The sequence below is a fragment of the Pseudomonas salomonii genome (genome assembly GCF_900107155.1).
GTDB classification, from domain to species: Bacteria; Pseudomonadota; Gammaproteobacteria; order Pseudomonadales; family Pseudomonadaceae; genus Aquipseudomonas; species Aquipseudomonas salomonii.
The window spans coordinates 89,929-112,257 of sequence record NZ_FNOX01000003.1 but is presented as its reverse complement, the minus strand read 5'-3'; the positions used below and the strand labels follow the sequence as shown (position 1 = coordinate 112,257).

The 22,329-nt window shown below is 62.8% G+C and carries 26 protein-coding genes; 18 read left to right on the top strand and 8 right to left on the bottom strand.

Annotation, left to right across the window (positions count from 1 at the left end):
* The first annotated feature begins 2 nt into the window (after positions 1–2).
* Entirely contained in the window at positions 3–395 is a 393-nt protein-coding gene (locus BLV67_RS07755) for a hypothetical protein (protein ID WP_056857144.1), read from the top strand.
* Positions 396–573: 178 nt separating this feature from the next.
* Here BLV67_RS07755 and BLV67_RS07750 read toward each other — a convergent pair whose 3' ends face one another.
* Positions 574–849, bottom strand: coding sequence for a DUF6124 family protein (locus tag BLV67_RS07750; protein ID WP_065912433.1), 276 nt, complete (start codon positions 847–849; stop codon positions 574–576).
* A gap of 590 nt (positions 850–1,439) precedes the next feature.
* Between BLV67_RS07750 and phnC the strand changes: the two genes are divergently transcribed.
* The 13 genes from phnC (at position 1,440) to phnP (ending at position 11,834) form a co-directional block, all read left to right on the top strand.
* A complete protein-coding gene (phnC, locus tag BLV67_RS07745) occupies positions 1,440–2,273 on the top strand; it encodes a phosphonate ABC transporter ATP-binding protein (protein ID WP_069788718.1) in 834 nt (277 codons plus the stop codon).
* A gap of 32 nt (positions 2,274–2,305) precedes the next feature.
* A complete protein-coding gene (gene phnD / locus BLV67_RS07740; RefSeq protein ID WP_065912436.1) occupies positions 2,306–3,307 on the top strand; it encodes a phosphonate ABC transporter substrate-binding protein in 1,002 nt (333 codons plus the stop codon).
* Positions 3,308–3,408: 101 nt separating this feature from the next.
* Positions 3,409–4,191 carry a phosphonate ABC transporter, permease protein PhnE gene (phnE, locus tag BLV67_RS07735; RefSeq protein WP_065912438.1) on the top strand — a complete coding sequence of 261 codons (783 nt, stop codon included), beginning with the start codon at positions 3,409–3,411 and terminating at the stop codon, positions 4,189–4,191.
* 36 nt (positions 4,192–4,227) lie between these two features.
* On the top strand, positions 4,228–4,932 hold the full coding sequence (phnF, locus tag BLV67_RS07730) for a phosphonate metabolism transcriptional regulator PhnF (RefSeq protein ID WP_074854437.1): 705 nt from the start codon (positions 4,228–4,230) through the stop codon (positions 4,930–4,932).
* Between the two features lie 3 nt (positions 4,933–4,935).
* Entirely contained in the window at positions 4,936–5,373 is a 438-nt protein-coding gene (gene phnG / locus BLV67_RS07725; protein ID WP_065912483.1) for a phosphonate C-P lyase system protein PhnG, read from the top strand.
* Positions 5,373–5,963, top strand: coding sequence for a phosphonate C-P lyase system protein PhnH (gene phnH, locus BLV67_RS07720; RefSeq protein WP_065912440.1), 591 nt, complete (start codon positions 5,373–5,375; stop codon positions 5,961–5,963). The genes phnG and phnH overlap by 1 nt, the downstream gene beginning before the upstream one ends.
* Complete coding sequence (locus tag BLV67_RS07715; protein WP_069788719.1) at positions 5,963–7,039, top strand: carbon-phosphorus lyase complex subunit; 1,077 nt, start codon at positions 5,963–5,965, stop codon at positions 7,037–7,039. Before phnH ends, BLV67_RS07715 begins: the two co-directional genes overlap by 1 nt.
* On the top strand, positions 7,032–7,898 hold the full coding sequence (locus BLV67_RS07710; RefSeq protein WP_069788720.1) for an alpha-D-ribose 1-methylphosphonate 5-phosphate C-P-lyase PhnJ: 867 nt from the start codon (positions 7,032–7,034) through the stop codon (positions 7,896–7,898). The genes BLV67_RS07715 and BLV67_RS07710 overlap by 8 nt, the downstream gene beginning before the upstream one ends.
* Complete coding sequence (phnK, locus tag BLV67_RS07705) at positions 7,859–8,668, top strand: phosphonate C-P lyase system protein PhnK (protein ID WP_167365877.1); 810 nt, start codon at positions 7,859–7,861, stop codon at positions 8,666–8,668. Before BLV67_RS07710 ends, phnK begins: the two co-directional genes overlap by 40 nt.
* Entirely contained in the window at positions 8,665–9,387 is a 723-nt protein-coding gene (phnL, locus tag BLV67_RS07700; protein WP_069788722.1) for a phosphonate C-P lyase system protein PhnL, read from the top strand. The genes phnK and phnL overlap by 4 nt, the downstream gene beginning before the upstream one ends.
* Positions 9,377–10,522: an alpha-D-ribose 1-methylphosphonate 5-triphosphate diphosphatase gene (locus BLV67_RS07695; protein WP_069788723.1), complete on the top strand. Its 1,146-nt coding sequence runs from the start codon at positions 9,377–9,379 to the stop codon at positions 10,520–10,522. The genes phnL and BLV67_RS07695 overlap by 11 nt, the downstream gene beginning before the upstream one ends.
* On the top strand, positions 10,522–11,094 hold the full coding sequence (phnN, locus tag BLV67_RS07690) for a phosphonate metabolism protein/1,5-bisphosphokinase (PRPP-forming) PhnN (protein ID WP_069788724.1): 573 nt from the start codon (positions 10,522–10,524) through the stop codon (positions 11,092–11,094). Before BLV67_RS07695 ends, phnN begins: the two co-directional genes overlap by 1 nt.
* On the top strand, positions 11,085–11,834 hold the full coding sequence (phnP, locus tag BLV67_RS07685) for a phosphonate metabolism protein PhnP (RefSeq protein WP_065912452.1): 750 nt from the start codon (positions 11,085–11,087) through the stop codon (positions 11,832–11,834). The genes phnN and phnP overlap by 10 nt, the downstream gene beginning before the upstream one ends.
* 132 nt (positions 11,835–11,966) lie before the next feature.
* On the opposite strand, the gene BLV67_RS07680 is transcribed toward phnP, so the two are convergent.
* The gene (locus BLV67_RS07680) at positions 11,967–12,698 is read right to left on the bottom strand and encodes an ArsR/SmtB family transcription factor (RefSeq protein WP_069788725.1); all 732 of its coding nucleotides are present in this window, start codon (positions 12,696–12,698) and stop codon (positions 11,967–11,969) included.
* Between the two features lie 74 nt (positions 12,699–12,772).
* Between BLV67_RS07680 and BLV67_RS07675 the strand changes: the two genes are divergently transcribed.
* From BLV67_RS07675 to BLV67_RS07665, 3 genes are all read left to right on the top strand, one after another.
* Entirely contained in the window at positions 12,773–13,894 is a 1,122-nt protein-coding gene (locus tag BLV67_RS07675) for a cytochrome P450 (protein ID WP_069788726.1), read from the top strand.
* Between the two features lie 115 nt (positions 13,895–14,009).
* The gene (locus tag BLV67_RS07670) at positions 14,010–14,198 is read left to right on the top strand and encodes a type II toxin-antitoxin system HicA family toxin (RefSeq protein WP_065912457.1); all 189 of its coding nucleotides are present in this window, start codon (positions 14,010–14,012) and stop codon (positions 14,196–14,198) included.
* 11 nt (positions 14,199–14,209) lie between these two features.
* Positions 14,210–14,614 (top strand): type II toxin-antitoxin system HicB family antitoxin, encoded by a 405-nt coding sequence (locus BLV67_RS07665; protein ID WP_065912459.1) that lies wholly within the window; start codon positions 14,210–14,212, stop codon positions 14,612–14,614.
* Here BLV67_RS07665 and BLV67_RS07660 read toward each other — a convergent pair.
* On the bottom strand, positions 14,611–15,807 hold the full coding sequence (locus BLV67_RS07660) for an MFS transporter (RefSeq protein WP_065912461.1): 1,197 nt from the start codon (positions 15,805–15,807) through the stop codon (positions 14,611–14,613). The two genes, BLV67_RS07665 and BLV67_RS07660, sit on opposite strands and share 4 nt — an antisense overlap.
* Before the next feature lie 178 nt (positions 15,808–15,985).
* Between BLV67_RS07660 and BLV67_RS07655 the strand changes: the two genes are divergently transcribed.
* Positions 15,986–16,600 carry a DUF5666 domain-containing protein gene (locus BLV67_RS07655; RefSeq protein ID WP_056857120.1) on the top strand — a complete coding sequence of 205 codons (615 nt, stop codon included), beginning with the start codon at positions 15,986–15,988 and terminating at the stop codon, positions 16,598–16,600.
* A 62-nt stretch (positions 16,601–16,662) separates the two neighbouring features.
* Here BLV67_RS07655 and BLV67_RS07650 read toward each other — a convergent pair whose 3' ends face one another.
* From BLV67_RS07650 to BLV67_RS07630, 5 genes are all read right to left on the bottom strand, one after another.
* A complete protein-coding gene (locus tag BLV67_RS07650) occupies positions 16,663–17,667 on the bottom strand; it encodes a sulfate ABC transporter substrate-binding protein (RefSeq protein WP_065912463.1) in 1,005 nt (334 codons plus the stop codon).
* A 96-nt stretch (positions 17,668–17,763) separates the two neighbouring features.
* On the bottom strand, positions 17,764–18,588 hold the full coding sequence (locus BLV67_RS07645) for an ion transporter (RefSeq protein WP_069788727.1): 825 nt from the start codon (positions 18,586–18,588) through the stop codon (positions 17,764–17,766).
* Between the two features lie 31 nt (positions 18,589–18,619).
* Positions 18,620–19,504, bottom strand: coding sequence for an urea transporter (locus tag BLV67_RS07640; protein ID WP_069788728.1), 885 nt, complete (start codon positions 19,502–19,504; stop codon positions 18,620–18,622).
* A 126-nt stretch (positions 19,505–19,630) separates the two neighbouring features.
* Positions 19,631–21,046, bottom strand: coding sequence for a pyruvate kinase (gene pyk / locus BLV67_RS07635; RefSeq protein WP_065912470.1), 1,416 nt, complete (start codon positions 21,044–21,046; stop codon positions 19,631–19,633).
* Complete coding sequence (locus BLV67_RS07630; RefSeq protein WP_069788729.1) at positions 21,036–22,316, bottom strand: glycerate kinase type-2 family protein; 1,281 nt, start codon at positions 22,314–22,316, stop codon at positions 21,036–21,038. The genes pyk and BLV67_RS07630 overlap by 11 nt, the downstream gene beginning before the upstream one ends.
* Positions 22,317–22,329: the final 13 nt, after the last annotated feature.

Here is a 22,329-nt window from a genome sequence, read left to right as displayed (position 1 = left end):
CTATGACCGCATTTGCACGCATCACCCTGCTCAGCCTGGTACTCGGCTTGAGCGCTTGTGCGGTCCACCGGCCTCCCGCGCCCACCGGCCCGACCATCCCGCCGTCAGGCCCGGCGACCCAGCCGGGCACCAAACCGTCCGGCCCGGTAACACCGCCGCCGAAACCTGTGCCAAGCAAGTCGCCGACCTTCGCCCCACCACCGGGCGCCGCCAGCCACTGGGACGGCAAGATGCAGGTGTATGTGCTCGACGAACAGCCCGACACCTTCTACCGCCAGCGCACCTACTACCGCTGGAGCAACGGCTGGAGCCGCTCCATCAGCCCGAACGGGCCGTGGGAAGACACCGATGTGCACGGCGTGCCGCCGGGGTTGAGCAAGCAGTACGCGCAATAACAAAAGGCGACCTTCGAAAGGTCGCCTTTTTCTTACTTTTGAAATACATCCCTCCAAACACTGAAGATCAACTGTGGGAGCGGGCTTGCTCGCGAAAGCGGCGTGTCAGTCACTGAATAGGTTGGCTGGTGCACCGCATTCGCGAGCAAGCCCGCTCCCACAGGGGATCACCGCGCTATCAAACGACGGGGCACTCCCGATTCAGCGCTTGATCCACCAACAACTGCGCAATCTCAACCATCTGCACCACCGCCAGCACCTGCTTGCGGCTTGAGCCATCCAAGTGCTCGGCACAGTCGTAGGCACACACCGTCGCCGATTCCAGCATCTCGCTGGCATTGCTCAAGGCTACTTCAGTGCTGAGGCCGGGGCGGACGGTGAAGATGAGGTTGGGCGGGGTTTGTGGGGTGTCATCCGAGGCGGATGGCGGGGGATTGGGCGTGACTTTTTTCATGGTGAAGCTCCTATGAATGAGCACCTCCATCTCGCTACCACACGATGTAAGGAGGCGACTGTACACGGGGTGGTAGACCGGTCATAGAAACCCGGCAGGCCGAAGCCTCCCGTGCACAGCCGCCACAAAGCAGCCCGCACAAAAAAACGCCCGTAAGCGTTTTGGGGATCTATGAAAGAACCGGGCTACCACACCCGTTCGCTGATTTTGCAGCGACCCGCGAAGGTTAGCGGCGAGGTTGCTCGGACGCAACCCGAAATCTGTGTAGGGCATGTCCTAACAAGAGGGCTGCTAAGAAGAGAGAGCCATACGCAGGCTACCGATCGTTCCCACGCTCTGCGTGGGAATGCATCCCGTGACGCTCTGCGTCACCCCAGCGCAGGGTTCGGGACGCGGAGCGTCCCAGGCGGCATTCCCACGCAGAGCGTGGGAACGATCGGTCAGACAGCATTCCAACCTTTCACAAAACCTTCATCAATCCGCCGCCCGCCAGTCATGTGCAAGTAATAGCACTGACACCTCCCGCGCCTACTGTCGTTTGAACTCAACCGCAGCCCTTGTGTGGCTGTTCAAACCAGACAGAGAAGCCCATGACTCACGCTATCCATGTCGATCACTTGAACAAGACCTTTGCGAAGAAATCCGCATTGGTCGACCTCGAACTCACCATTGCCGCAGGTGAGATGGTCGCGCTGATTGGCGCTTCCGGTTCCGGCAAGTCCACCTTGTTGCGCCATTTGGCGGGCCTGGCCTGTTGCGACAAGAGCAACGGCGGCAGCGTCAAGGTGCTGGGCCGGGAGGTGCAGGCCAGTGGACGCTTGAATGGCAAGGTGCGGCGGTTGCGCGCAGACATCGGCTACATCTTCCAGCAGTTCAACCTGGTCAACCGCCTGAGCGTGATCGACAACGTACTGCTCGGCTGCCTGGGCCGCATGCCGCGCTGGCGCGGCAACCTCGGTTTGTTCAATGCCGAGGAAAAGGCCTTTGCCCACGAATCCCTGGCCCGCGTGGGCTTGGCCGACCTCGCCGGGCAGCGTGCTTCGACCTTGTCCGGCGGCCAGCAGCAGCGTGTGGCGATTGCCCGCGCATTGACCCAGCGCGCCGAAGTCATCCTCGCCGATGAGCCTATTGCCTCGCTGGACCCGGAGTCGGCGCGCAAAGTCATGGAGATCCTCGCCGACATCAACCGCCGCGATGGCAAGACCGTGGTGGTGACCCTGCATCAAGTCGACTACGCCATGCGTTATTGCCCGCGTGCCGTGGCCCTTAAAGGTGGGCGCATTCATTTCGACGGGCAGGGCAGCGCCATGAGCAGCCAGTTCCTCAACGATTTGTACGGTGCCGACGTCGACACCAGCCTGATGTTTTCCGACCAGACCCGCACTGCCGTCGCCACGCCTCGGCTGGCCATGGCGCGCGCTTGAAACCCTACTCACTACCCACAGGAATCCCGTCCATGTTGAACCGTATCGGCCACGTGTTTCTGTCTGCAGTGTTGCTGGCCGGCGCCGCCATGGGCACTGCCCAGGCCGCCGACAAAACCATCAACTTCGGCATCATGTCCACCGAGTCTTCGCAGAACCTCAAGAGCATCTGGCAGCCGTTTCTGGATGACATGCACAAGAAGACCGGCCTGACCATCAACGCCACCTTCGCCTCCGACTACGCCGGGTTGATCCAGGGCATGCGCTTTAACAAGGTCGACGTGGCGTGGCTGGGCAACAAGGCCGCGATGGAGGCGGTGGACCGTTCCAACGGCGAGATCTTCGCCCAGACCGCCGCCGCCAACGGCGCCGCCGGTTACTGGAGCGTGCTGATCGTGCGCAAGGACAGCCCGATCAACAACGTCGACGACATGCTCAAGAACGCCAAGAACCTGACCTTCGGCAACGGTGACCCGAACTCCACCTCGGGTTATCTGGTGCCGGGCTACTACGTGTTCGCCAAGAACCATGTGGACGCCGCCACCGCGTTCAAACGCACGCTCAACTCCAGCCATGAGGTCAACGCACTCAGCGTGGCCAAGGGGCAGTTGGACGTGGCCACCTTCAACACCGAAAGCTGGGACCGCCTGGAAGTCACCCAGCCGGACAAAGCCGCGATGCTCAAGGTGATCTGGAAATCGCCGCTGATCCCGGCCGACCCGATGGTGTGGAGCAAGGCGCTGACGGACAGCGAGAAAACCAAGATCCGCGACTTCTTCGCCCACTACGGCGACACCGATGAAGAGAAGGCGGTGCTCAAGAACATGCAACTGGGCAAGTTCCTCGCCTCCAACGACGACCAACTGCTGCCGATCCGCCAGCTGGAGCTGTTCAAGCAGCGCACCACCATCAGTGCAGACGACAAGCTGGAAGCGGCCGACAAGGCCAAGAAGCTCGCCGACATCGACGCCGACCTGGCCAAGCTGCAACAGCGCATCTCCGAGCTGGACAAGAAAACTGCGGCAAACGGCTAACCCCCTGTAGGCACCGGGTCAATGTGGGAGCGAGCAAGCCCGCTCCCACACAAGCCCGCTCCCACATCAGGTCCAGTTCCAACCTTTACCGAGAGTGACCCATGACTACCTTGCATGCTGAAGCAGTGGGTAAAAGAACCTGGCCGCAATACCTCGGCTGGGGCCTGTTTCTGGTCCTGCTGGCCTGGGCCTGGCACGGTGCCGAGATGAACCCGCTGGCGCTGTACCGCGATTCCGGAAACATGGCGACCTTCGCCGCCGACTTCTTCCCACCCGACTTCCACGAATGGCGCGCCTACCTCAAGGAGATGATCGTCACTGTACAAATCGCCCTGTGGGGCACAGTGCTGGCCATCGTCTGCTCGGTGCCGTTGGGCATCTTGTGCGCCGACAACATCACCCCGTGGTGGGTCCACCAACCGCTGCGCCGGGTGATGGATGCCTTCCGCTCGATCAATGAAATGGTGTTTGCCATGTTGTTTGTGGTCGCCGTCGGCCTCGGTCCTTTCGCCGGTGTTTTGGCCTTGTGGATCAGCACCACCGGCGTGCTCGCCAAGCTGTTTGCCGAAGCCGTCGAAGCCATCGACCCAGGCCCGGTAGAAGGCGTGCGAGCCACCGGCGCAAGTGCCTTGCAGGAAGTGATCTACGGCGTGATCCCGCAAGTGATGCCGCTGTGGGTGAGCTACGCGCTGTACCGCTTCGAAGCCAATGTGCGCTCGGCGACGGTGGTGGGCATGGTCGGCGCGGGCGGTATCGGCGTGATCCTCTGGGAAAACATTCGCGCCTTCCAGTTCGTACAAACCTGCGCGGTGCTGCTGGTGATCATCGTGGTGGTGAGCGGTATCGACGTGCTGTCCCAACGCCTGCGCAAGCAGTTCATCTGACGCCTGAGGGGTGCCCGCGCGGCGCTTTTTTTAAGCATGCAGTTGTCTAGACAAGATGAGCCGGTGTACCGCGAACTCGCGGACATCCTGCGCCGCGAATTGAGCAGCTACCAGGCCGGTGACTTCCTGCCCGGCGAGGTGCACATGGCCGAGCGCTTTGGCGTCAACCGCCACACCTTGCGCCGTGCCATTGACGAACTGGTGTTCGAAGGCAGCCTGTTGCGCCGTCAGGGCAAGGGCACCCAGGTGCTCGACCGCCCGCTGATTTACTCGATGGGCGCCGAGACTTCCTACAGCCAATCGCTGTCGGCCCAGGGCGTGGGCGTTGAGGCGGTGTTGCTCAAGCGCCGCTACTGCTACGCCAGCCGCGACGAAGCCGAGCATTTGGGCATCGCCGAGATGGCGCCGATGATCGAGCTGCAAACCCTGCGCAAGCTCGACCACCAGCCCGTCAGCCTGATCCGCCATCGCTACTGCGCCAGCCGTGCGCCGTTGCTGGCCGATTACACCGGCGGCTCCCTGCGCCAGTACCTGCGTGAACGAGCGCTGCCGCTGACCCGCACCCAAAGCCTGATCGGTGCGCGGTTGCCCAACCGTGATGAAGCCGCGCTGCTGATGATGCCTCGGCACTTGCCGGCCCTCACGGTGTTTACCCTTTCCTGCGATCGCGACGGCCGCCCGGTGGAGCTGGCGCAGTCCACCAGCCGTTCGGATCGCTTTCAGTACCAAGTGGTGACTTGAATGATGAATGTGTCCCCGCGACAACATTGGATCGGCGTATTAGCCCGCGCCCAGCTCAATGAACTGCAACCCCACGCAGCGGCCTTGAAAGACGCCGAATACCAACTGATCCGCGCCCCGGAAATCGGCATGACCCTGGTGCGCGGGCGCATGGGCGGTGACGGCGCGGCCTTCAACGTCGGCGAAATGAGCGTGACCCGCTGCGTGGTGCGCCTGGCCGACGGCCGCACCGGCTACAGCTACCTGGCCGGGCGCGACAAGCTGCATGCCGAGCTGGCCGCATTGGCCGATGCGCATCTGCAAGGCACGCAACCGAACCTGTGGCTCAGCGACTTGATCACCGCATTGGCCACTGCCCAAGCCAAACGCCGCGCCGAAAAACAAGCCGACACCGCTGCCACCAAGGTCGAGTTCTTCACCCTGGTGCGAGGAGAAAACTGATGAACGCTCACCTGTTGCAACCGGCGTTTGTCGAGCCGGTGCTGGATGCCCAACGCGGTTTTCGTGCGGCCCTCAAGGCGCTGGCCGAACCCGGTTTGCTCCAGCATCTGCCGTCCGCCCCACGCCTCGACGGCCTGGCGCCCGCTACTTACGCGCTGTGCCTGGCCCTGCTGGATAGGGACACGCCGCTGTGGCTGGCGCCGAGCTTCGACACGCCGCTGATCCGCGCCAACCTGGCCTTCCACTGCGGTTGCCCGCTCACCGATAAACGCGAAGACGCGGTGTTCGCGCTGCTGGGCGAGCAAGACCTGCTCGACCTCGGCGGCTTTGACCACGGCAACGACCGTTACCCGGATCAGTCCTGCACCTTGCTGGTTCAGCTTACCGACCTGGAATCCGGTCGCGGCCTGCACTGGCGCGGCCCAGGAATCAAAACCCAGCGCCTGGTCAACCTGCCGGTGCCGCAAGCCTTCTGGCCGGAGCGCCAACGCCGCGAAGCCTTCCCGCGTGGCCTGGACCTGTTGTTCACCGCCGGCCACCACCTGATCGGCCTGCCGCGCAGCAGCCGCATAGCACAGGAGCACGCCTGATGTACGTAGCCGTCAAAGGTGGCGAACAGGCCATCGACAATGCCCACCGCCTGCTGGCGAAAAAACGTCGGGGCGATACTGCGATTCCCGAGTTGAGCGTGACGCAAATCCGCGAGCAATTGCCGCTGGCGGTGGCGCGGGTAATGACCGAAGGCTCGTTGTTCGACGAAGAGCTGGCGGCGCTGGCGATCAAGCAGTCGGCAGGGGATTTGGTCGAGGCGATCTTCCTGCTGCGCGCCTACCGCACCACGCTGCCGCGCTTCAGCCCGAGCCTGCCGATTGATACCGCGCAGATGTCCTTGAGTCGGCGCCTGTCAGCCACCTTCAAGGATGTGCCCGGCGGCCAACTGCTCGGCCCGACCTTCGATTACACCCACCGCCTGCTGGATTTTTCGCTGCTGGCCGAAGGTGAATACCCAGGCCCGCAGACCACGGCCGATGCGCAGATTGACGCCTGCCCACGGGTGCTCGGTTTGCTCGCCAAAGAAGGCTTGATCAAAAACGAAGCCGACGACAACGCCAGCGTCGCCGACATCACCCGCGACCCGTTGGAATACCCGGCCAGCCGTGCCGAACGCCTGCAAGCTCTGGCCCGTGGCGACGAGGGTTTTCTGTTGGCGCTGGGCTATTCGACTCAACGCGGTTACGGCCGCAACCACCCGTTTGCCGGTGAGATTCGCATCGGCGACGTCGAGGTGTGGGTCGACCCCGAAGAGCTGGGCTTTCCCATCTGCCTGGGCAGCATCGAAGTCACCGAGTGCGAGATGGTCAACCAGTTTGTCGGCTCGGCCACTGAGCTGGCGCAGTTCACCCGTGGCTACGGTTTGGCGTTCGGGCATGCCGAGCGCAAGGCCATGGGCATGGCGCTGGTCGACCGCTCGCTGCGCGCCGGGGAATACAACGAAGAAATCATCTCACCGGCCCAGCGCGAAGAGTTTGTGCTGGCCCACTGCGACAACGTCGAGGCGGCGGGGTTTGTCTCGCACCTCAAATTGCCTCACTACGTGGACTTCCAGTCCGAGCTGGAACTGATCCGCAAACTGCGCCGACCGGCCGAGGGCAACCGCCATGAATGACTTGACCCAACCGGCTGTGCGCGACCCGGCGTACAACTTCGCCTACCTCGACGAACAGACCAAACGCATGATCCGCCGCGCCTTGCTCAAGGCCGTGGCGATCCCCGGTTACCAAGTGCCGTTTGGCGGCCGCGAAATGCCATTGCCCTATGGCTGGGGCACCGGCGGCATGCAATTGACCGCCGCGATCCTCGGTGATGATGACGTGCTCAAGGTGATCGACCAGGGCGCCGACGACACCACCAACGCCGTGTCGATCCGGCGCTTTTTCGCCCGCACGGCGGGGGTTGCCACCACCGAAGCCACGCCCGACGCCAGCGTGATCCAGACCCGCCACCGCGTCCCGGAAACGCCCTTGCAGGCCGGTCAGATCATGGTTTACCAAGTGCCGATCCCCGAGCCGCTGCGCTTTATCGAACCCTCGGAAACCGAGACCCGCACCATGCACGCCCTGAATGATTACGGGGTGATGCACGTCAAACTCTACGAGGATATCGCCACTTTCGGCCATATCGCCACCAGCTACGCCTACCCGGTGATGGTCGATGAGCGCTACGTGATGGACCCGTCGCCGATCCCCAAATTCGATAACCCCAAACTCGACATGAGCCCGGCGCTGATGCTGTTCGGTGCCGGTCGCGAAAAGCGCCTGTACGCGGTGCCGCCGTACACCCAGGTCACCAGCCTGGACTTTGAAGACCACCCGTTCGAAGTGCAGCAGTGGGCGCACAACTGCGCCATTTGCGGCAGCCACGAATCCTTTCTCGATGAGCTGATTCTCGACGACGCAGGAACCCAGAGTTTTGTGTGTTCCGACACCTGGTATTGCGCCCAACGGGTCAAGGAGAACAACCAGTGAGCCAGCCGTTATTGCAAGTGCGTGACCTGTCGCTTTTGTATGGCCCGGAGAAGGGCTGCCAGGGCGTGAGCTTTGATCTGTACCCCGGCGAAGTGCTGGGCATCGTCGGCGAGTCGGGCTCAGGTAAATCCACCTTGCTCTCGCTGCTGAGCGGACGTTTGCCGCCGCAAGCGGGGAGCATCGGCTACCGCAGCAAGGACGGCGAATGGCTGGATTTGTACAGCGCCAGTGAAGCCGAGCGCCGCACCTTGTTGCGCACCGAATGGGGTTTTGTCGAACAGAACCCACGGGACGGCCTGCGCATGGGCGTGTCAGCCGGTGCGAATATTGGCGAACGCCTGATGGCCCAAGGCGTGCGCAACTATGCGCAACTGCGCGGCGCCGGTTTGGATTGGCTCGGCCAGGTGGAAATCGACCCGCAGCGCATCGACGATTTGCCGCGCACCTTCTCGGGCGGCATGCAGCAGCGCCTGCAAATCGCCCGCAACCTCGTCTCCAGCCCGCGCCTGGTGTTTATGGACGAACCCACCGGCGGCCTGGACGTGTCGGTGCAAGCGCGCCTGCTCGACCTGTTGCGCAGCCTGGTACGTGAGCTGGATCTGGCGGTGGTGATCGTCACCCACGACCTGGCCGTTGCGCGCTTGCTGGCCGACCGCCTGATGGTGATGCGCCGCTCCCGCGTGGTGGAAACCGGGCTCACCGACCAGATCCTCGACGATCCACAGCACCCTTACTCTCAATTGCTGGTGTCCTCGGTATTGCAGCCATGACAAATGCCTTGATCGAGGTCCGTGACCTCTCGAAAACCTTCACCCTGCATCAGCAACACGGCGTGGTGCTCAACGTGCTGCGCGGTGTGAATTTCAGCGTGCGGGGCGGTGAATGCCTGGTGCTGCATGGCCAGTCCGGCGCGGGTAAAAGCACCTTGCTGCGCACGCTGTACGGCAACTATTTACCGGCGGGCGGCAGTATTCGTGTGCAGCATGCCGGTGAGTGGCTGGAACTGGTCGGCGCCGAGCCGCGTGACATTCTTCAGGTGCGCCAGCAGACCCTTGGTTACGTCAGCCAGTTTCTGCGCGTGATCCCCCGCGTGGCCTGCGTGGACGTGGTGATGGAGCCGGCCCTGGCGCGTGGCTGGGCCAAGGCCGATGCGCAAGCCCGTGCCGAACTCCTGCTCACGCGCCTGAACATCCCGCAGCGCTTGTGGCAATTGGCGCCCGGTACGTTCTCCGGTGGCGAACAACAGCGCGTCAATATCGCCCGCGGCTTCATGGTCGCCTGGCCGGTGATGTTGCTGGATGAGCCCACCGCGTCCCTGGACGACAGCAACCGCCAGGTGGTGCTGGAACTGATGAACGAAGCCAAGGCCGCCGGCGCGGCGCTGATCGGCATCTTCCACGACCGCACCGCCCGTGAAGCGGTCGCCGACCGCCATTTCGACATGACCCCTGCAGCCGTTGCCGAAGAGGAGTACGCCCATGCCCGCTGAACAGATCCTCACCAATGCCCAGGTCGTCACGGCTGAGCGCATGTTTCTGGGCACGGTGGTGCTGCGCGACGGCAAGCTTGTCGACCTCGCCGAAGGCCGCAGCCAGTTGCCCCAGGCCCAGGACCTGGGCGGCGATTGCCTGCTGCCGGGCCTGGTAGAGCTGCACACCGACAACCTGGAAAAACACATGACCCCGCGCCCCGGCGTGGACTGGCCGTCGATCTCGGCGGTGCTCAGCCATGATGCGCAAATCATCGCGGCGGGGATCACCACGGTGTTCGACGCGGTGTCGATCGGCGATGTGAACCCCAAGGGCAACCGCATGAAGAAGCTGCCGGCGATGCTCGATGCGATCGCCCAGGCTGAAGACGCCGGCTTGACCCGCGCCGAGCACCATCTGCACCTGCGCTGCGAGCTGTGCCACCCGGACACCCTCAGCGTGTTCCGCGACCTGGTGGAAAACCCGCTGGTGCGTCTGGTGTCGGTGATGGACCATTCGCCGGGCCAGCGCCAGTTCGTGCTCGAATCCAAGTACCGTGAGTACTACATGGGCAAGTACCACCTCAACGACGAAACCATGGATGCATTCATCGTGCTGCAAATGGCCAACTCCAAGGCGTACAGCGACCGCTATCGCGCGGCCATTGTTGCGCATTGCCTGGAGCGCGGCCTGTCGGTGGCCAGCCATGACGACGCGACGCTGGCGCATGTGGAGGAGTCGGCGGGCTATGGCATGACCATTGCTGAATTCCCCACCACGCTGGAGGCGGCCAAGGGCTGCCAGGCGCTGAACATGAAAGTGCTGATGGGCGCGCCGAACGTGGTACGCGGCGGGTCGCACTCGGGTAATGTGGCCGCCGCCGGCCTGGCTGCCGAGGGATTGCTGGATATACTTTCCAGTGATTACTACCCGGCCAGCCTGTTGCAGGCGGCCTTTGTGCTGGCCGATCAACAGGATGGCGGCGACCTGTCGCGGGCCGTCAAGATGATCAGCCTGGCGCCTGCGCACGCGGCGGGCCTGACGGATCGCGGTGAAATTGCGATTGGCCTGCGAGCGGATTTGGTGCAGGCCCGTCGCTGCGAGGGGCTTCCTGTAGTGCAACAAGTCTGGCGACAGGCGAAGAGGGTGTTTTGATGGCAGGCAGGTTGATCTATCTCATCGGGCCATCCGGTTCGGGCAAGGACAGCCTGCTGGATGCCGCACGCCCACGCTTGGCCGAGCGCGGTTGCCGCATTGTGCGCCGCGTCATCACCCGCTCGCCGGAAGCGGTGGGCGAGGCCGCGCAGGGGGTGAGCCCCGAGCAGTTCGCCGCGCTGCTGGCCGAGGGCGCATTTGCCCTCAGTTGGCAGGCCAATGGCTTGTCGTATGGCATTCCCAAGGCCATCGACGAATGGCTGGCGGCGGGGGACGATGTGCTGGTCAATGGTTCGCGTGCGTATCTGGCGCAAACCCGTGAGCGCTATCCAAGCTTGCTGGTGCTGCTGTTGACGGTGGATCAGGCCGTATTGCGCCAGCGCCTGATGGCGCGCGGGCGCGAGTCCCAGGCCGATATCGAGGAACGCCTGGCGCGCAATGCGCGGTTCACCGCCGATTTGATCGCGGGCAATGGCGCCGGCTTGTTCGTGCTTGACAATTCCGGCCCGCTGGAAAACACCGTCGCGCGTTTGCTCTGCTGCCTCGATCATGGGCATACCGCATGCGCCTGACCTTGCTGGGCACTGGTGACGCGCGGCAAGTTCCGGTGTATGGCTGCGAGTGCGCGGCGTGCGGTCTGGCGCGCCGCGATGCCAGCCTGCGCCGCCGCCCGTGCAGCGCGTTGATCGAGTGCGGCGACCAGCGCTGGTTGATCGACAGCGGCTTGCCCGACCTCTGCGAACGCTTCCCGCCGCGCAGTTTCAATGGGATTTTGCAGACCCACTATCACGCCGATCACGCTCAGGGTTTGTTGCACTTGCGCTGGGGCCAGGGCTTGATCATTCCGGTACACGGCCCCGCCGACCCGGAGGGTTTGTCCGACCTTTACAAACATCCGGGCATTCTCGATTTCAGCCAGCCGTTTGCCGAGTTTGAAACACGCACGTTCGGTGAACTGCGCGTCACCGCATTGCCGCTGCAACATTCAAAGCTGACCTTGGGTTATCTGCTGGAAGGCGAGGGGCGGCGCATCGCCTACCTCACCGACACGGTGGGCTTGCCGCCGGCCACGCGGGCCTGGTTGCAACGTGAACCGTTGGACGTGTTGGTACTCGACTGCTCCATGCCGCCGCAGCCGCAAGCGCCGCGTAATCACAATGACCTGACGCTGGCGTTGCAGAGCATCGAAGAAACTGGCGCGCAGTTGGGTGTGCTGACCCATGTGGGGCACACCTTGGATGCGTGGCTGCTGGAGCACCGACGCGAGTTGCCACGGCATGTGACGGTGGCCTGGGATGGCCGGATTATTTGAACAGCGCATAACCCTGTGGGAGCTGGCTTGCCTGCGATAGCATCAACTCGGTGTGCCTGATGTACCGAGGTGCCTGCATCGCAGCGATGCGGCGACCCGACAAGCCCGCTCCCACATTTAGACTGTGTTGCATCAGGTAGATAGGCTTTTGCTTTGCACTTGATCTGGCTCTTGCTTCAACCACTCTACTCCAAAGCGCGCTGCAAACGCCTTGCGCCCCTTGGCCGTGACACCCAGCGCGCGGCTGTCCAGATCCTGGGTGACCCATCCGCGATGGATCGCGCACTGCAAAACCGCTGCGCCCAACGCCCCGGCCAAATGCGGGCGGCGCATGCTCCAGTCCAGGCAGGCGCAGGCGAAACGCCGACGCTGCGCACGCACCGCAGGCAGATCCAGCCCCAACGCGATCATCGCGGTTTCGCCGGGGGCCGTCAGTGCGTAGGTGCCGTCGCCAACTAGCCAACCAGAGGCGATGAAATGGTCGTGCAATTGCACCGCCAGCGTCCCGGCCATGTGGTCGTAGCAGGTGCGTGCGAGCTGCAGGCGGTTGGGCGTGTTGGGCACAAATGCCTGGGCGGTGTTGCGGCTGATCACCATCAACCCTTCGATGGCCTGGGCCACGTGCGCGCCGGCGAGGCTGTAGTAACGATGGCGGCCCTGGGTGTGCAGCTTCAGCAGGCCATCGTCCTTGAGCCTGGCCAAGTGGGCGCTGGCCGTCGAGGTGCTGACGCCGGCGATCACGGCCATCTCGGTGCTGGTGCGCGCATGGCCATCCATCAGCGCGCAGAGCATTTTTGTGCGCGCAGGCTCTGCTATCGCACCGGCGATTTGTGAGAGTGCTGCGTCATCATCAAAGGCGTTCATATTTCGTTCCTGAACGAATCATTGCCGCGTGGGAGCGCCGATAGTATCGCTTCTTCAAGCACAGGACGTCCCGGATGACACCGCTGCAAGCTGCTACTCATGTTGATCCCTACCCGTATTACGCCAGCCTGAGGCGCCATGAAGAACTGCTGTTCGATGCCGAGCTGGGCCTGTGGATCGCCAGCCGCGCCAAGACCGTAGAGGCGGTGCTGGCACACCCGGACTGTCACGTGCGCCCGTTACACGAGCCGGTGCCCAAGGCGATTGCACAGGGCGCGACGGGGCAGGTTTTTGCGCGGTGGATGCGCATGAACGAAGGCCCGGCGCATCGATGCCCACGGGCGGCGATTGAGCCGGCGTTGGCGGTGGTGGAGGCGTCGGCCATCGCCGAGCGGGTCGCTCGGTTGATCGACAGCGTGCAGAGCCTGGATGCGCTGATGTTTACCTTGCCCGTCGCGGTGGTCGCGTCGCTGCTGGGGTGCCCGGCGCCACAGTTGGCGCGTGTCGCTGGGCTAACGCGGGCGTTGGTCGCCGGCCTTTCACCGCTGAGCAGTGAAGCACAGTTGTGCAATGCGCAGTCCGGTGCGTCGCAGTTGCAGCAGATGTTCCGTGATGTCTTGGAGGAAACCGCGCTGCTGGCCCATATCCGCAGCGGCAACTGGGAGGACACGCAGGTATTGGCGGCCAATCTGATCGGGCTGTTGTCGCAGACCTGTGAAGCCAGCGCCGGGTTGATCGGCAACTCGCTGGTGATGCTCGCGCGGCACCCTGAGCGGGTTGCGCAGATTGTGCGCACGCCAGCCCTCGCCACGGCACTCGTGGAGGAGGTGGCGCGTTACGATTCACCGGTGCAAAACACACGGCGATTCGTGGCGGCGCGCTGCACCATTGGCAACCAGGTGTTGGCGACGGGAGAGAGTGTTTTAGTCCTGCTGGCATCGGCCAATCGGGACGCTGAGGCCAACCCCAATCCTGACAGCTTCCTATTGGAGCGCACGCAACGGCGCCTGTTCAGCTTTGGTATAGGGCGCCATCAGTGCCCAGGCCAACAGATGGCGTTGACGATCGCCGCGCAAGCGCTGTTGGCCTTGCTGCGTTATCAGCCCGATTTGCTGGCTGACGCTGGCCGGTTTTGCTACTGGCCCTCGCTTAACGGCCGTATCCCCAGGTTCAGTGCTGCGACGCTAAGCCAGTAACCCTTCTGCATTTCAATATTCAGCAAAACACCCGGCAGTCCGACTAACAAAAACTGTGCTTGAGTAAAGATAACTCTAGGGTTACTTTTATTCAGGCCAAGCCAAGGAGGCAGGGGTGCAAAGCAGGCTATTGATCAAGGAGCTGCAAGAGGCGGGTTGGGTGCTGGATCGAGTCACGGGCAGTCATCCTATTTTTACCCACCGCTATAACCCGTACACGATCCCGGTGCCCCATCCCAAAAAGGACCTGCCTCAGGGCACCGTCCGCAGCATCAGAAAGCGCGCCGGGCTGTTTCAGTTTTAAGGAGAGCATGCATGCAATACCCAATGTGTATCGAATGGGGCGATGACTTCACCGCCACCGGTATCCAGATCCCCGATATTCCAGGCGCGGTCACCGCCGGGGACAGTTTTGAAGAGGCCTACAACGCTGCGGTAGAAATCGCCCACATCATGCTGCAAGAAATCGCGGCCGAAGGCGGGGTGATTCCGATGCCGACATCGGTGGCCAACCACCATGCCCACGAAGACTACGCAGGCATGGGCTGGGGCATGTTGGAGCTGGATATCTCGCCCTATCTGGGCAAGACCGAGAAGGTCAATGTGACCTTGCCCGGTTATGTCATTCAGCGTATCGACCGTTATGTGCGCGAGCACAAGGTCAAAAGCCGCTCGTCATTTCTGGCGGATGCGGCGTTGGAGAAGTTGGTGCGTTCTTAAGCGGTAGCCACCGCAGCCTGGCGCGAAGCGCTCAGGAACCGTACCAATGCCACCAGCGGGAATGCACTGCCCACCAGCATCACACCCAGCCAGCCGCCGTGTTCATACACGCTGCTGGCAATCGCCGAGCCGAAGGCGCCGCCGATGAAAATGCTGGTCATGTACAACGCGTTCAGGCGGCTGCGGCTGTTGGCGTCGAGGGCGTAGATGGCGCGTTGGCCGAGGACCATGTTCATCTGCACGCAGAAGTCCAGGACCACGCCGGTCAACGCCAGGGCGATCACGCTGTACAACGGGTGTACAAAAGCCGGCAGGAAGCTCAACGCGGCAAACACCATGGCCAGCAGCGAGGCGCGGTGCGTGTGCCCGGCATCGGCCAGGCGCCCGGCGATAGGCGCAGCGATGGCGCCCAAGGCACCGACCAGGGCAAACAGGGCTATTTCGCTTTGGCTCAGGCCATGGTTACGCGCCAGCTCCAACGGGACGGCGGTCCAGAACAGGCTGAAGGTGGCGAACATGCAACCTTGGTAGAACGCGCGCTGGCGCAATAGCGGTTGCTTGCGCAGCAAGGTGCCCAGCGACCCTAGCAGTTGGCCATAGCTGGCGTTGTGGTCGGGCTGGCGCTTGGGAATGGTCAGCATCAGCACCGCACTGATAAACACCATCACCGCGGCCGCCGCCATGAACATTGCACGCCAGCCAAAGTGGTCCGCTACCAGGCTGGACACCGGCCGCGCCAGCAGGATGCCCAGCAACAGGCCGCCCATGATGCTGCCGACCACGCGGCCCCGGGACTCGGCGGGCGCCAGGTGCGCGGCCAGCGGGATAAGAATCTGCACCGACACGGAACTGAATCCGATCAGCAACGACACAAGCAGGAACACATTCGGCTGCTCGGCAAACGCTGCACCCAGTAGGCTGGCGATGGCCACCAGGTTGGTGATGATCATCAGCTTGCGGTTTTCCAGCAGGTCGCCCAGCGGCACCAGAAAGAACAGGCCCAGGGCATAGCCGATTTGCGTGAGTGAGACGATCAGGCTCGCCAGTGCCGGAGTCAGGCCGATGTCCGGCGCGATCAACTCGATGATCGGCTGGGCGTAGTAGATGTTGGCAACAATGGCGCCGCAACAGAACGCAAACAGCATCACCATGCCTCGGGTCATGGTGCTTGAAGCGTGTGAGGTAGCCGTCATGGTTTTCTCGTTAAAGCGAAGGAAGGTGGCGTGCGAGAGTAAAGACAACGCCAGCGCCGGTGTAGAGCGCGCGCATTGATATCACTCATGCCGCAAATTAATGACTGAATCGTTAACTTTTGGGGCGAGCGCCAATGATACATTCAGACATAACTGTCGAAACAGGAAATCCATTGCGATGAAAATCACGCTGAACAAGATGCTCCTGGCCTCCACCCTGGCTGCGGCCATGGCCATTGGGCTGGCCAACGCCGCCGAGGCCCCACGGGTTGGCGTACGCGGCGCCATTACCGCGATGGACGGCGACGCGATGCACGTCAAGGTCAACAGTGGTGAAGAGGTTGTGGTGCATCTCACGCCGGCCACCCAGGTACGCGCCGTTACCCTGGCCAAGATCGATGAGATCAAGCCCGGCAGCTACATCGGCTCGGCCGCCATGCCGAACGCCGATGGCACCCTGACTGCGCTGGAAGTCCACGTATTCCCACCGGCCATGGCCGGCACAGGCGACGGGCACCGCGCGTTCGATTTGAAAGAAGGCAGCAGCATGACCAACGGCACGGTGGGCGACCTGGTGGTCAGCAACGGGCGCACCCTGACCGTGAAGTACAAAGGCGGCGAGCAGAAGATTGTGGTGCCGGAAGATGTGCCGATCGTGAACCTGGAGCCGGGCGATCGCAGCTTGCTCAAGGCGGGCGTGAAGGTGGTGTTGTTTGCGGCGCAAGCGCCGGATGGGACCATTACGGCCCAGGCGATCTCGGCCGGCAAGGATGGCGTGACACCGCCGATGTAACCGCCAAACACAAAAACAAATGTGGGAGCCAGCTCCCACATTTTTTTACCGCGTATCTTCAGTTATTGACCCGAATAGATCTGGTCAAAAACCCCACCATCATTGAAGTGGGTCTTCTGCACGGTGCGCCAGTCACCAAAGGTTTTCTCCACCGACAGGAAGTCGACTTTCGGGAAGCGGTCGGTGTACTTGGCCAGCACTTTCGGATCCCGTGGGCGCAGGTAGTTGTTGGCGGCAATTTCCTGGCCTTGCGGCGACCACAGGTACTTCAGGTAGTCCTCGGCTGCGACGCGGGTGCCTTTCTTGTCGACCACTTTGTCGACCACCGACACCGGCGGCTCAGCTTCGGCGGAAACGCTTGGGTAGATCACTTCGAACTGATCACGGCCGAATTCACGGGCGATCATTTCGGCTTCGTTCTCGAAGGTCACCAGCACGTCGCCGATCTGGTTGGTCATGAAGGTGGTGGTGGCGGCACGGCCGCCGGTGTCCAGCACTGGCGCGTGTTTGAACAATTCGCCGACGAATTTCTTGGCCTTGTCTTCATCACCGCCGTTTTTCAGCACATAACCCCAGGCCGACAGGTAGGTGTAGCGGCCATTACCCGAGGTTTTCGGGTTGGGCACGATCACTTGTACGCCATCTTTAAGCAGGTCGGGCCAGTCCTTCAGGGCTTTGGGGTTGCCCTTGCGCACGATAAACACGGTGGCGGAGGTGAACGGCGCGCTGTTGTTCGGCAGGCGGGTCACCCAGTTGTCCGGTACCAGTTTGCCGTTGTCCGCCAGGGCGTTGATGTCGGTGGCCATGTTCATGGTGATCACATCCGCCGGCAGGCCGTCGATCACTGAGCGCGCTTGTTTGCTGGAACCGCCGAACGACATCTGCAGGGTCAGCTTGTCGTTCGGGTGCTCGGCTTCCCAGTGCTTTTGGAAGGCGGCGTTGTAGTCCTTGTAGAAGTCGCGCATCACGTCGTAGGAGACGTTAAGCAGTGTGACCGGTGCCGCTTGCACGGCACCGGCCAGGGCCAGGCCCGCGGCCAGAAGAGAGGCGCTGAGGATTTTTTTCACTGCTCATTCCTTGTTGTTCGAGAGAAGACTGGGGGCAATTTGCCAGCAACTATAGCCGGGCCTGCATAGGCGTTTAAAGATTAAAACGTACTGTGCTTATTCCATTTTATGAAACAGGTTACTGCCGCAGCGCGAGCAAAACGCTGCGTTGGGTTCGTGGCTGTTTTTCTTGCACACCGGGCAATCGTGTTCCAGCTGTTCACCGCGCATGGCGCTGGCCAGTTCAGCGGTAAAAATCCCGGTGGGCACGGCGATGATCGAGTAACCGGTGATCATCACCAGCGACGAAATCACCTGGCCCAGCGGCGTCTTCGGCACGATATCGCCAAAGCCTACGGTGGTGAGGGTCACGATCGCCCAGTAGATGCCCTTGGGAATGCTGGTGAACCCGTGCTCCGGGCCTTCAATCACATACATCAGGGTGCCGAAAACCGTGACCAGGGTGCACACGCTGACCAGGAACACCACGATCTTCTGCTTGCTGCCGCGCAGCGCCGCCATCAGGTAGTTGGCTTGCTTGAGGTACGGGCTGAGCTTGAGCACGCGGAAAATCCGCAGCATCCGAATGATGCGGATAATCAGCAGGTATTGGGCATCGCTGTAATACAGCGCGAGGATGCCGGGCACGATGGCCAGCAAGTCCACCAAGCCATAAAAGCTGAAGGCGTAGCGCAAGGGTTTGGGCGAACAGTACAGCCGCAAGCCGTACTCGATGGCGAAGATCAGCGTGAAGCCCCATTCGATATAGGCCAGCACATTGGCGTAGTTCTGGTGGATTTCGTCGATGCTGTCGAGCATCACGATCACAATGCTGGCAAGGATGATCAGTAGCAGGATGCCGTCAAAGCGCCGCCCGGCTGCGGTGTCGCTTTGGAATACCATCACATAGAGGCGCTGGCGCCAGTCGCTGTTGCTGTCCATAAAACCCGCCTGAATCGAATATCGAGCAAGCCTAGGGGGATTCGAACGGGCTGTCCACGCGGGCTTTGAACATCCGCTGCGTGGCGCGCACCAGCCAACAGGCGAGGATAAACGGCGCCGTCAGCGCAGGCAGGTGCAGGGCGGCGAAACCGGGCGAGAGCATGAGCGCCAGCAGGATGCCCAGCAGGATGCCCAGCAGTGGCAGCCAGGGCTGGCGGCGTGATTGGCTCAAAGCCAGCGCCGCCAGCGCCGGGTTGTAGCTGTGCAAGCCGAGCAGGGCGCTGGCGGGTTCGTCCATCAGGAACGCCATCAGCACGCCGGCCACGGCGCCGATCAGCGCCCACAGCGCGGCGCGACGGTTGGCCAGCAACAGACCGAGCGCAATCAAGACGCCGGCCAGGGGCTGGTCCAGCAGCATGACTTGCGCAAGGCCGGTAAAGGGCGCACTGACCATAGACAGAACGTCGGGCTCCACCAGGGCAAACGCAGGCTGAGGCACGCTGCCGACCAGCAACCAACCCAGGCCGACAAAGGGTGCGGTGTACGCAGACAAGTCATCCGGCTGGCGGGCATGTTTCAACCATTGCCGCGTGAGCATCGCACTCAGGCCGCCGCACGCCAGAATCAGCGGCGGCAGCAACGCCGACCAGGCGAAGTGCTGGCTGATCAATACACCCAGCAGCACGCCGTTGTAGCTGTACAAGCCAGCCTGGCGTTCGGCCTTGGGGTAGCCCCGGCGCTGGGCCGTGAGCAAGCCGGCGAGGCCACCCAGCAACGCCCCACCGAGCAAGGCCGGGGCGCCGATCAGGATGGCCAGCAGGCACAGCAGGCCACACAGCGGCTGGCGCTGCAGGAATATTTGGCTGAAGCCGTTGAGCAGCGCTTCGGCCCAGTCGGGGCAGGTTGGGTTGTGCATGGTGGTTAGTCAGTGAGACCGAGTTGCCCTTATCGCAGGCAAGCCAGCTCCCACACTTGGCTGTGTTCACTGTGAACCCAATCAACTGTGGGAGCTGGCTTGCCTGCGATAAGGCCCTTACAGACGCTAAATCAACGTCTCGATACGCAACGAGTTCGTCGACCCCGGCTGCCCGAACGGCACTCCCGCCGTAATCACCAGGGTGTCCCCACGCTGCGCCATGCCTTGCGCCTGGGCAATTTCCAGCGCCGTGGAACACACCTCATCGACCTGGCGCAGCCGGTCATTGACCACCGAATGCACGCCCCAGGCCACGCTCAAACGCCGCGCCGTGGACAGGTTCGGCGTGAGGTTGAGGATCGGCGCCACCGGCCGTTCCCGCGCCGCGCGCAGGCTGGAGCTGCCGGACTCGCTGTAGTTCACCAGTACCGCCACCGGCAAAATGCTGCTGATGCGCCGGATCGCGCAGCTGATGGCGTCCGACACCGTGGCATCCGCTTTGGGCCGGCTCACGTCCAGTTGCGCCTGGTAATCCGGGCCGTTTTCCACTTGGCGGATGATCTTGCTCATCATCTGCACGGCTTCGAGTGGGTATTCGCCCGAGGCGGTTTCGGCCGAGAGCATCACCGCGTCCGCGCCTTCGGCCACGGCGTTGGCCACGTCGGTCACTTCGGCGCGGGTCGGCGCCGGCGAGAAGCGCATGGATTCGAGCATCTGTGTGGCCACCACCACCGGCTTACCCAATTGACGGCAGGTGCTGATGATGTCTTTCTGGATCTGCGGCACGCTTTCGGCGGGCACTTCCACGCCCAGGTCGCCTCTGGCCACCATGATCGCGTCGCTCAGTTCGGCAATTTCCCGCAAGCGCAGCACGGCTGAGGGCTTTTCGATCTTGGCCATCAGGAAGGCCTTGTCACCGATCAGTTCGCGGGCTTCGCGAATATCTTCCGGGCGTTGCACAAACGACAGCGCCACCCAGTCCACGCCCAGTTCCAGGCCGAAGCTCAGGTCGCGGCGGTCCTTGGCGGTCAACGGGCTGAGCTCCAGCAGCGCTTGCGGCACATTCACGCCTTTGCGGTCGGACAGCTCGCCACCATTGAGCACGGTGGTGTCGATGGCATCGCTATGTTTGGTGACCACGCGCAGGCGCAGTTTGCCGTCGTCCAGCAGCAGGTCCATGCCCGGCTCAAGCGCTGCGATAATTTCCGGGTGAGGCAGGTTGACCCGGCGCTGATCGCCCGGCGTCGGGTCCAGGTCCAGGCGCAAGGCCTGGCCGCGCACCAGTTGTACTTTGCCCTCGGCAAAACGCCCGACCCGCAACTTCGGCCCTTGCAGGTCCATAAGAATGCCCAGCGGGTAATTGAGCTGGCGCTCCACCTGGCGAATCCACTGGTAACGCTGGGCGTGGTCGGCATGCTCGCCGTGGCTGAAGTTGAGGCGGAAGATATTCACGCCGGCTTCCACCAGCTCGCGGATGTCATCGATACCGTCAGTGGCCGGGCCGAGGGTGGCGAGGATTTTGACTTTCTTGTCAGGCGTCATGTTTGGCAGTCTCAAGAATCAGGATGGCGCGCAAGTCATTGACATTGGTGCGGGTCGGCTCGGTGACGATCAAACCGTCGAGCGCGGCGAAGTAGCCATAGCCATTGTTGTTGTCCAGCTCATCGCTGGCCGACAGGCCCAGGGCTTCGGCGCGCCGGTAGCTGCACGGGGTCATGATTGCGCCGGCGTTGTCTTCGGAGCCGTCGATACCGTCGGTGTCACCGGCCAGTGCGTACACGCCGGGCAAACCCTTGAGGCTGTCGGTGAGGCTCAGCAGGAATTCGGCATTGCGCCCGCCACGGCCATTGCCGCGCACGGTGACGGTGGTTTCACCGCCCGAGAGAATCACGCACGGCGCCGCCAAGGGTTGGCCGTGCTGCACGATTTGCCGGGCGATACCGGCGTGCACCTTGGCCACGTCCCGTGCTTCGCCTTCAAGATCGCCAAGGATCAACGGGCTGAACCCGGCCTGGCGGACTTTTACCGCCACCGCTTCCAGCGACTGCTGCGGGCGGGCGATCAATTGGAAGTGACTGCGCGCGAGTACCGGGTCACCGGGTTTGACGGTTTCCGAAGCCGGGTTCTGCAACCAGTTGCGCACCGACGCCGGCGCGTCAATGCCGTAGCGTTTGAGAATCGCCAGGGCTTGCTGCGAGGTGCTCGGGTCGCCGACGGTGGGGCCGGAGGCGATGACGGTGGCCTGGTCGCCCGGCACATCGGAGATGGCGTAGGTGTACACCGTCGCCGGCCATGCGGCCTTGGCCAGCCGGCCGCCCTTGATGGCCGAGAGGTGCTTGCGCACGCAATTCATCTCGCCAATGGTCGCGCCGGATTTGAGCAGGGCTTTATTGAGGGTTTGTTTGTCGGCCAGGGTAATGCCTTCGGCGGGCAGGGCCAGCAAGGCTGAGCCGCCGCCGGAGAGCAGGAAGATTACGCGGTCGTCTTCGGTGAGGTTGCTGATCAGTTCCAGCACACGCTTGGCGACGGCCAGCCCGGCCGCATCAGGCACCGGGTGCGCGGCTTCGACCACTTCGATTTTTTTGCACGGTGCGCCGTGGCCGTAACGGGTGACCACCAGGCCCGAGACTTCGCCCTGCCAGCAGTTTTCGACCACCAGCGCCATGGCGGCTGCGGCTTTGCCGGCGCCGATCACGATCACACGGCCGCTGCGGTCGGCGGGCAGATAAGGTTCAAGGACTTGCCGGGGGTGGGCGGCGTCGATGGCTGTGGCAAACAGCTCGCGAAGCAGGTGTTGCGGATCGACCGACATAAGCGGGCTCCCG

What these genes read in the sequence shown, in the direction of transcription:
- BLV67_RS07680 (WP_069788725.1), bottom strand. Translation starts at nt 12,698, where the DNA reads ATGAACGCCTTTGATGATGACGCAGCACTCTCACAAATCGCCGGTGCG.
- BLV67_RS07665 (WP_065912459.1), top strand. Translation starts at nt 14,210, where the DNA reads ATGCAATACCCAATGTGTATCGAATGGGGCGATGACTTCACCGCCACC.
- BLV67_RS07655 (WP_056857120.1), top strand. Translation starts at nt 15,986, where the DNA reads ATGAAAATCACGCTGAACAAGATGCTCCTGGCCTCCACCCTGGCTGCG.
- phnP (WP_065912452.1), top strand. Translation starts at nt 11,085, where the DNA reads ATGCGCCTGACCTTGCTGGGCACTGGTGACGCGCGGCAAGTTCCGGTG.
- phnL (WP_069788722.1), top strand. Translation starts at nt 8,665, where the DNA reads ATGACAAATGCCTTGATCGAGGTCCGTGACCTCTCGAAAACCTTCACC.
- pyk (WP_065912470.1), bottom strand. Translation starts at nt 21,046, where the DNA reads ATGACGCCTGACAAGAAAGTCAAAATCCTCGCCACCCTCGGCCCGGCC.
- BLV67_RS07660 (WP_065912461.1), bottom strand. Translation starts at nt 15,807, where the DNA reads ATGACGGCTACCTCACACGCTTCAAGCACCATGACCCGAGGCATGGTG.
- BLV67_RS07640 (WP_069788728.1), bottom strand. Translation starts at nt 19,504, where the DNA reads ATGCACAACCCAACCTGCCCCGACTGGGCCGAAGCGCTGCTCAACGGC.
- phnG (WP_065912483.1), top strand. Translation starts at nt 4,936, where the DNA reads ATGAATGTGTCCCCGCGACAACATTGGATCGGCGTATTAGCCCGCGCC.
- phnF (WP_074854437.1), top strand. Translation starts at nt 4,228, where the DNA reads ATGCAGTTGTCTAGACAAGATGAGCCGGTGTACCGCGAACTCGCGGAC.
- BLV67_RS07750 (WP_065912433.1), bottom strand. Translation starts at nt 849, where the DNA reads ATGAAAAAAGTCACGCCCAATCCCCCGCCATCCGCCTCGGATGACACC.
- phnC (WP_069788718.1), top strand. Translation starts at nt 1,440, where the DNA reads ATGACTCACGCTATCCATGTCGATCACTTGAACAAGACCTTTGCGAAG.
- BLV67_RS07645 (WP_069788727.1), bottom strand. Translation starts at nt 18,588, where the DNA reads ATGGACAGCAACAGCGACTGGCGCCAGCGCCTCTATGTGATGGTATTC.
- phnE (WP_065912438.1), top strand. Translation starts at nt 3,409, where the DNA reads ATGACTACCTTGCATGCTGAAGCAGTGGGTAAAAGAACCTGGCCGCAA.
- phnN (WP_069788724.1), top strand. Translation starts at nt 10,522, where the DNA reads ATGGCAGGCAGGTTGATCTATCTCATCGGGCCATCCGGTTCGGGCAAG.
- BLV67_RS07695 (WP_069788723.1), top strand. Translation starts at nt 9,377, where the DNA reads ATGCCCGCTGAACAGATCCTCACCAATGCCCAGGTCGTCACGGCTGAG.
- BLV67_RS07755 (WP_056857144.1), top strand. Translation starts at nt 3, where the DNA reads ATGACCGCATTTGCACGCATCACCCTGCTCAGCCTGGTACTCGGCTTG.
- BLV67_RS07630 (WP_069788729.1), bottom strand. Translation starts at nt 22,316, where the DNA reads ATGTCGGTCGATCCGCAACACCTGCTTCGCGAGCTGTTTGCCACAGCC.
- BLV67_RS07675 (WP_069788726.1), top strand. Translation starts at nt 12,773, where the DNA reads ATGACACCGCTGCAAGCTGCTACTCATGTTGATCCCTACCCGTATTAC.
- BLV67_RS07710 (WP_069788720.1), top strand. Translation starts at nt 7,032, where the DNA reads ATGAATGACTTGACCCAACCGGCTGTGCGCGACCCGGCGTACAACTTC.
- BLV67_RS07715 (WP_069788719.1), top strand. Translation starts at nt 5,963, where the DNA reads ATGTACGTAGCCGTCAAAGGTGGCGAACAGGCCATCGACAATGCCCAC.
- phnD (WP_065912436.1), top strand. Translation starts at nt 2,306, where the DNA reads ATGTTGAACCGTATCGGCCACGTGTTTCTGTCTGCAGTGTTGCTGGCC.
- phnH (WP_065912440.1), top strand. Translation starts at nt 5,373, where the DNA reads ATGAACGCTCACCTGTTGCAACCGGCGTTTGTCGAGCCGGTGCTGGAT.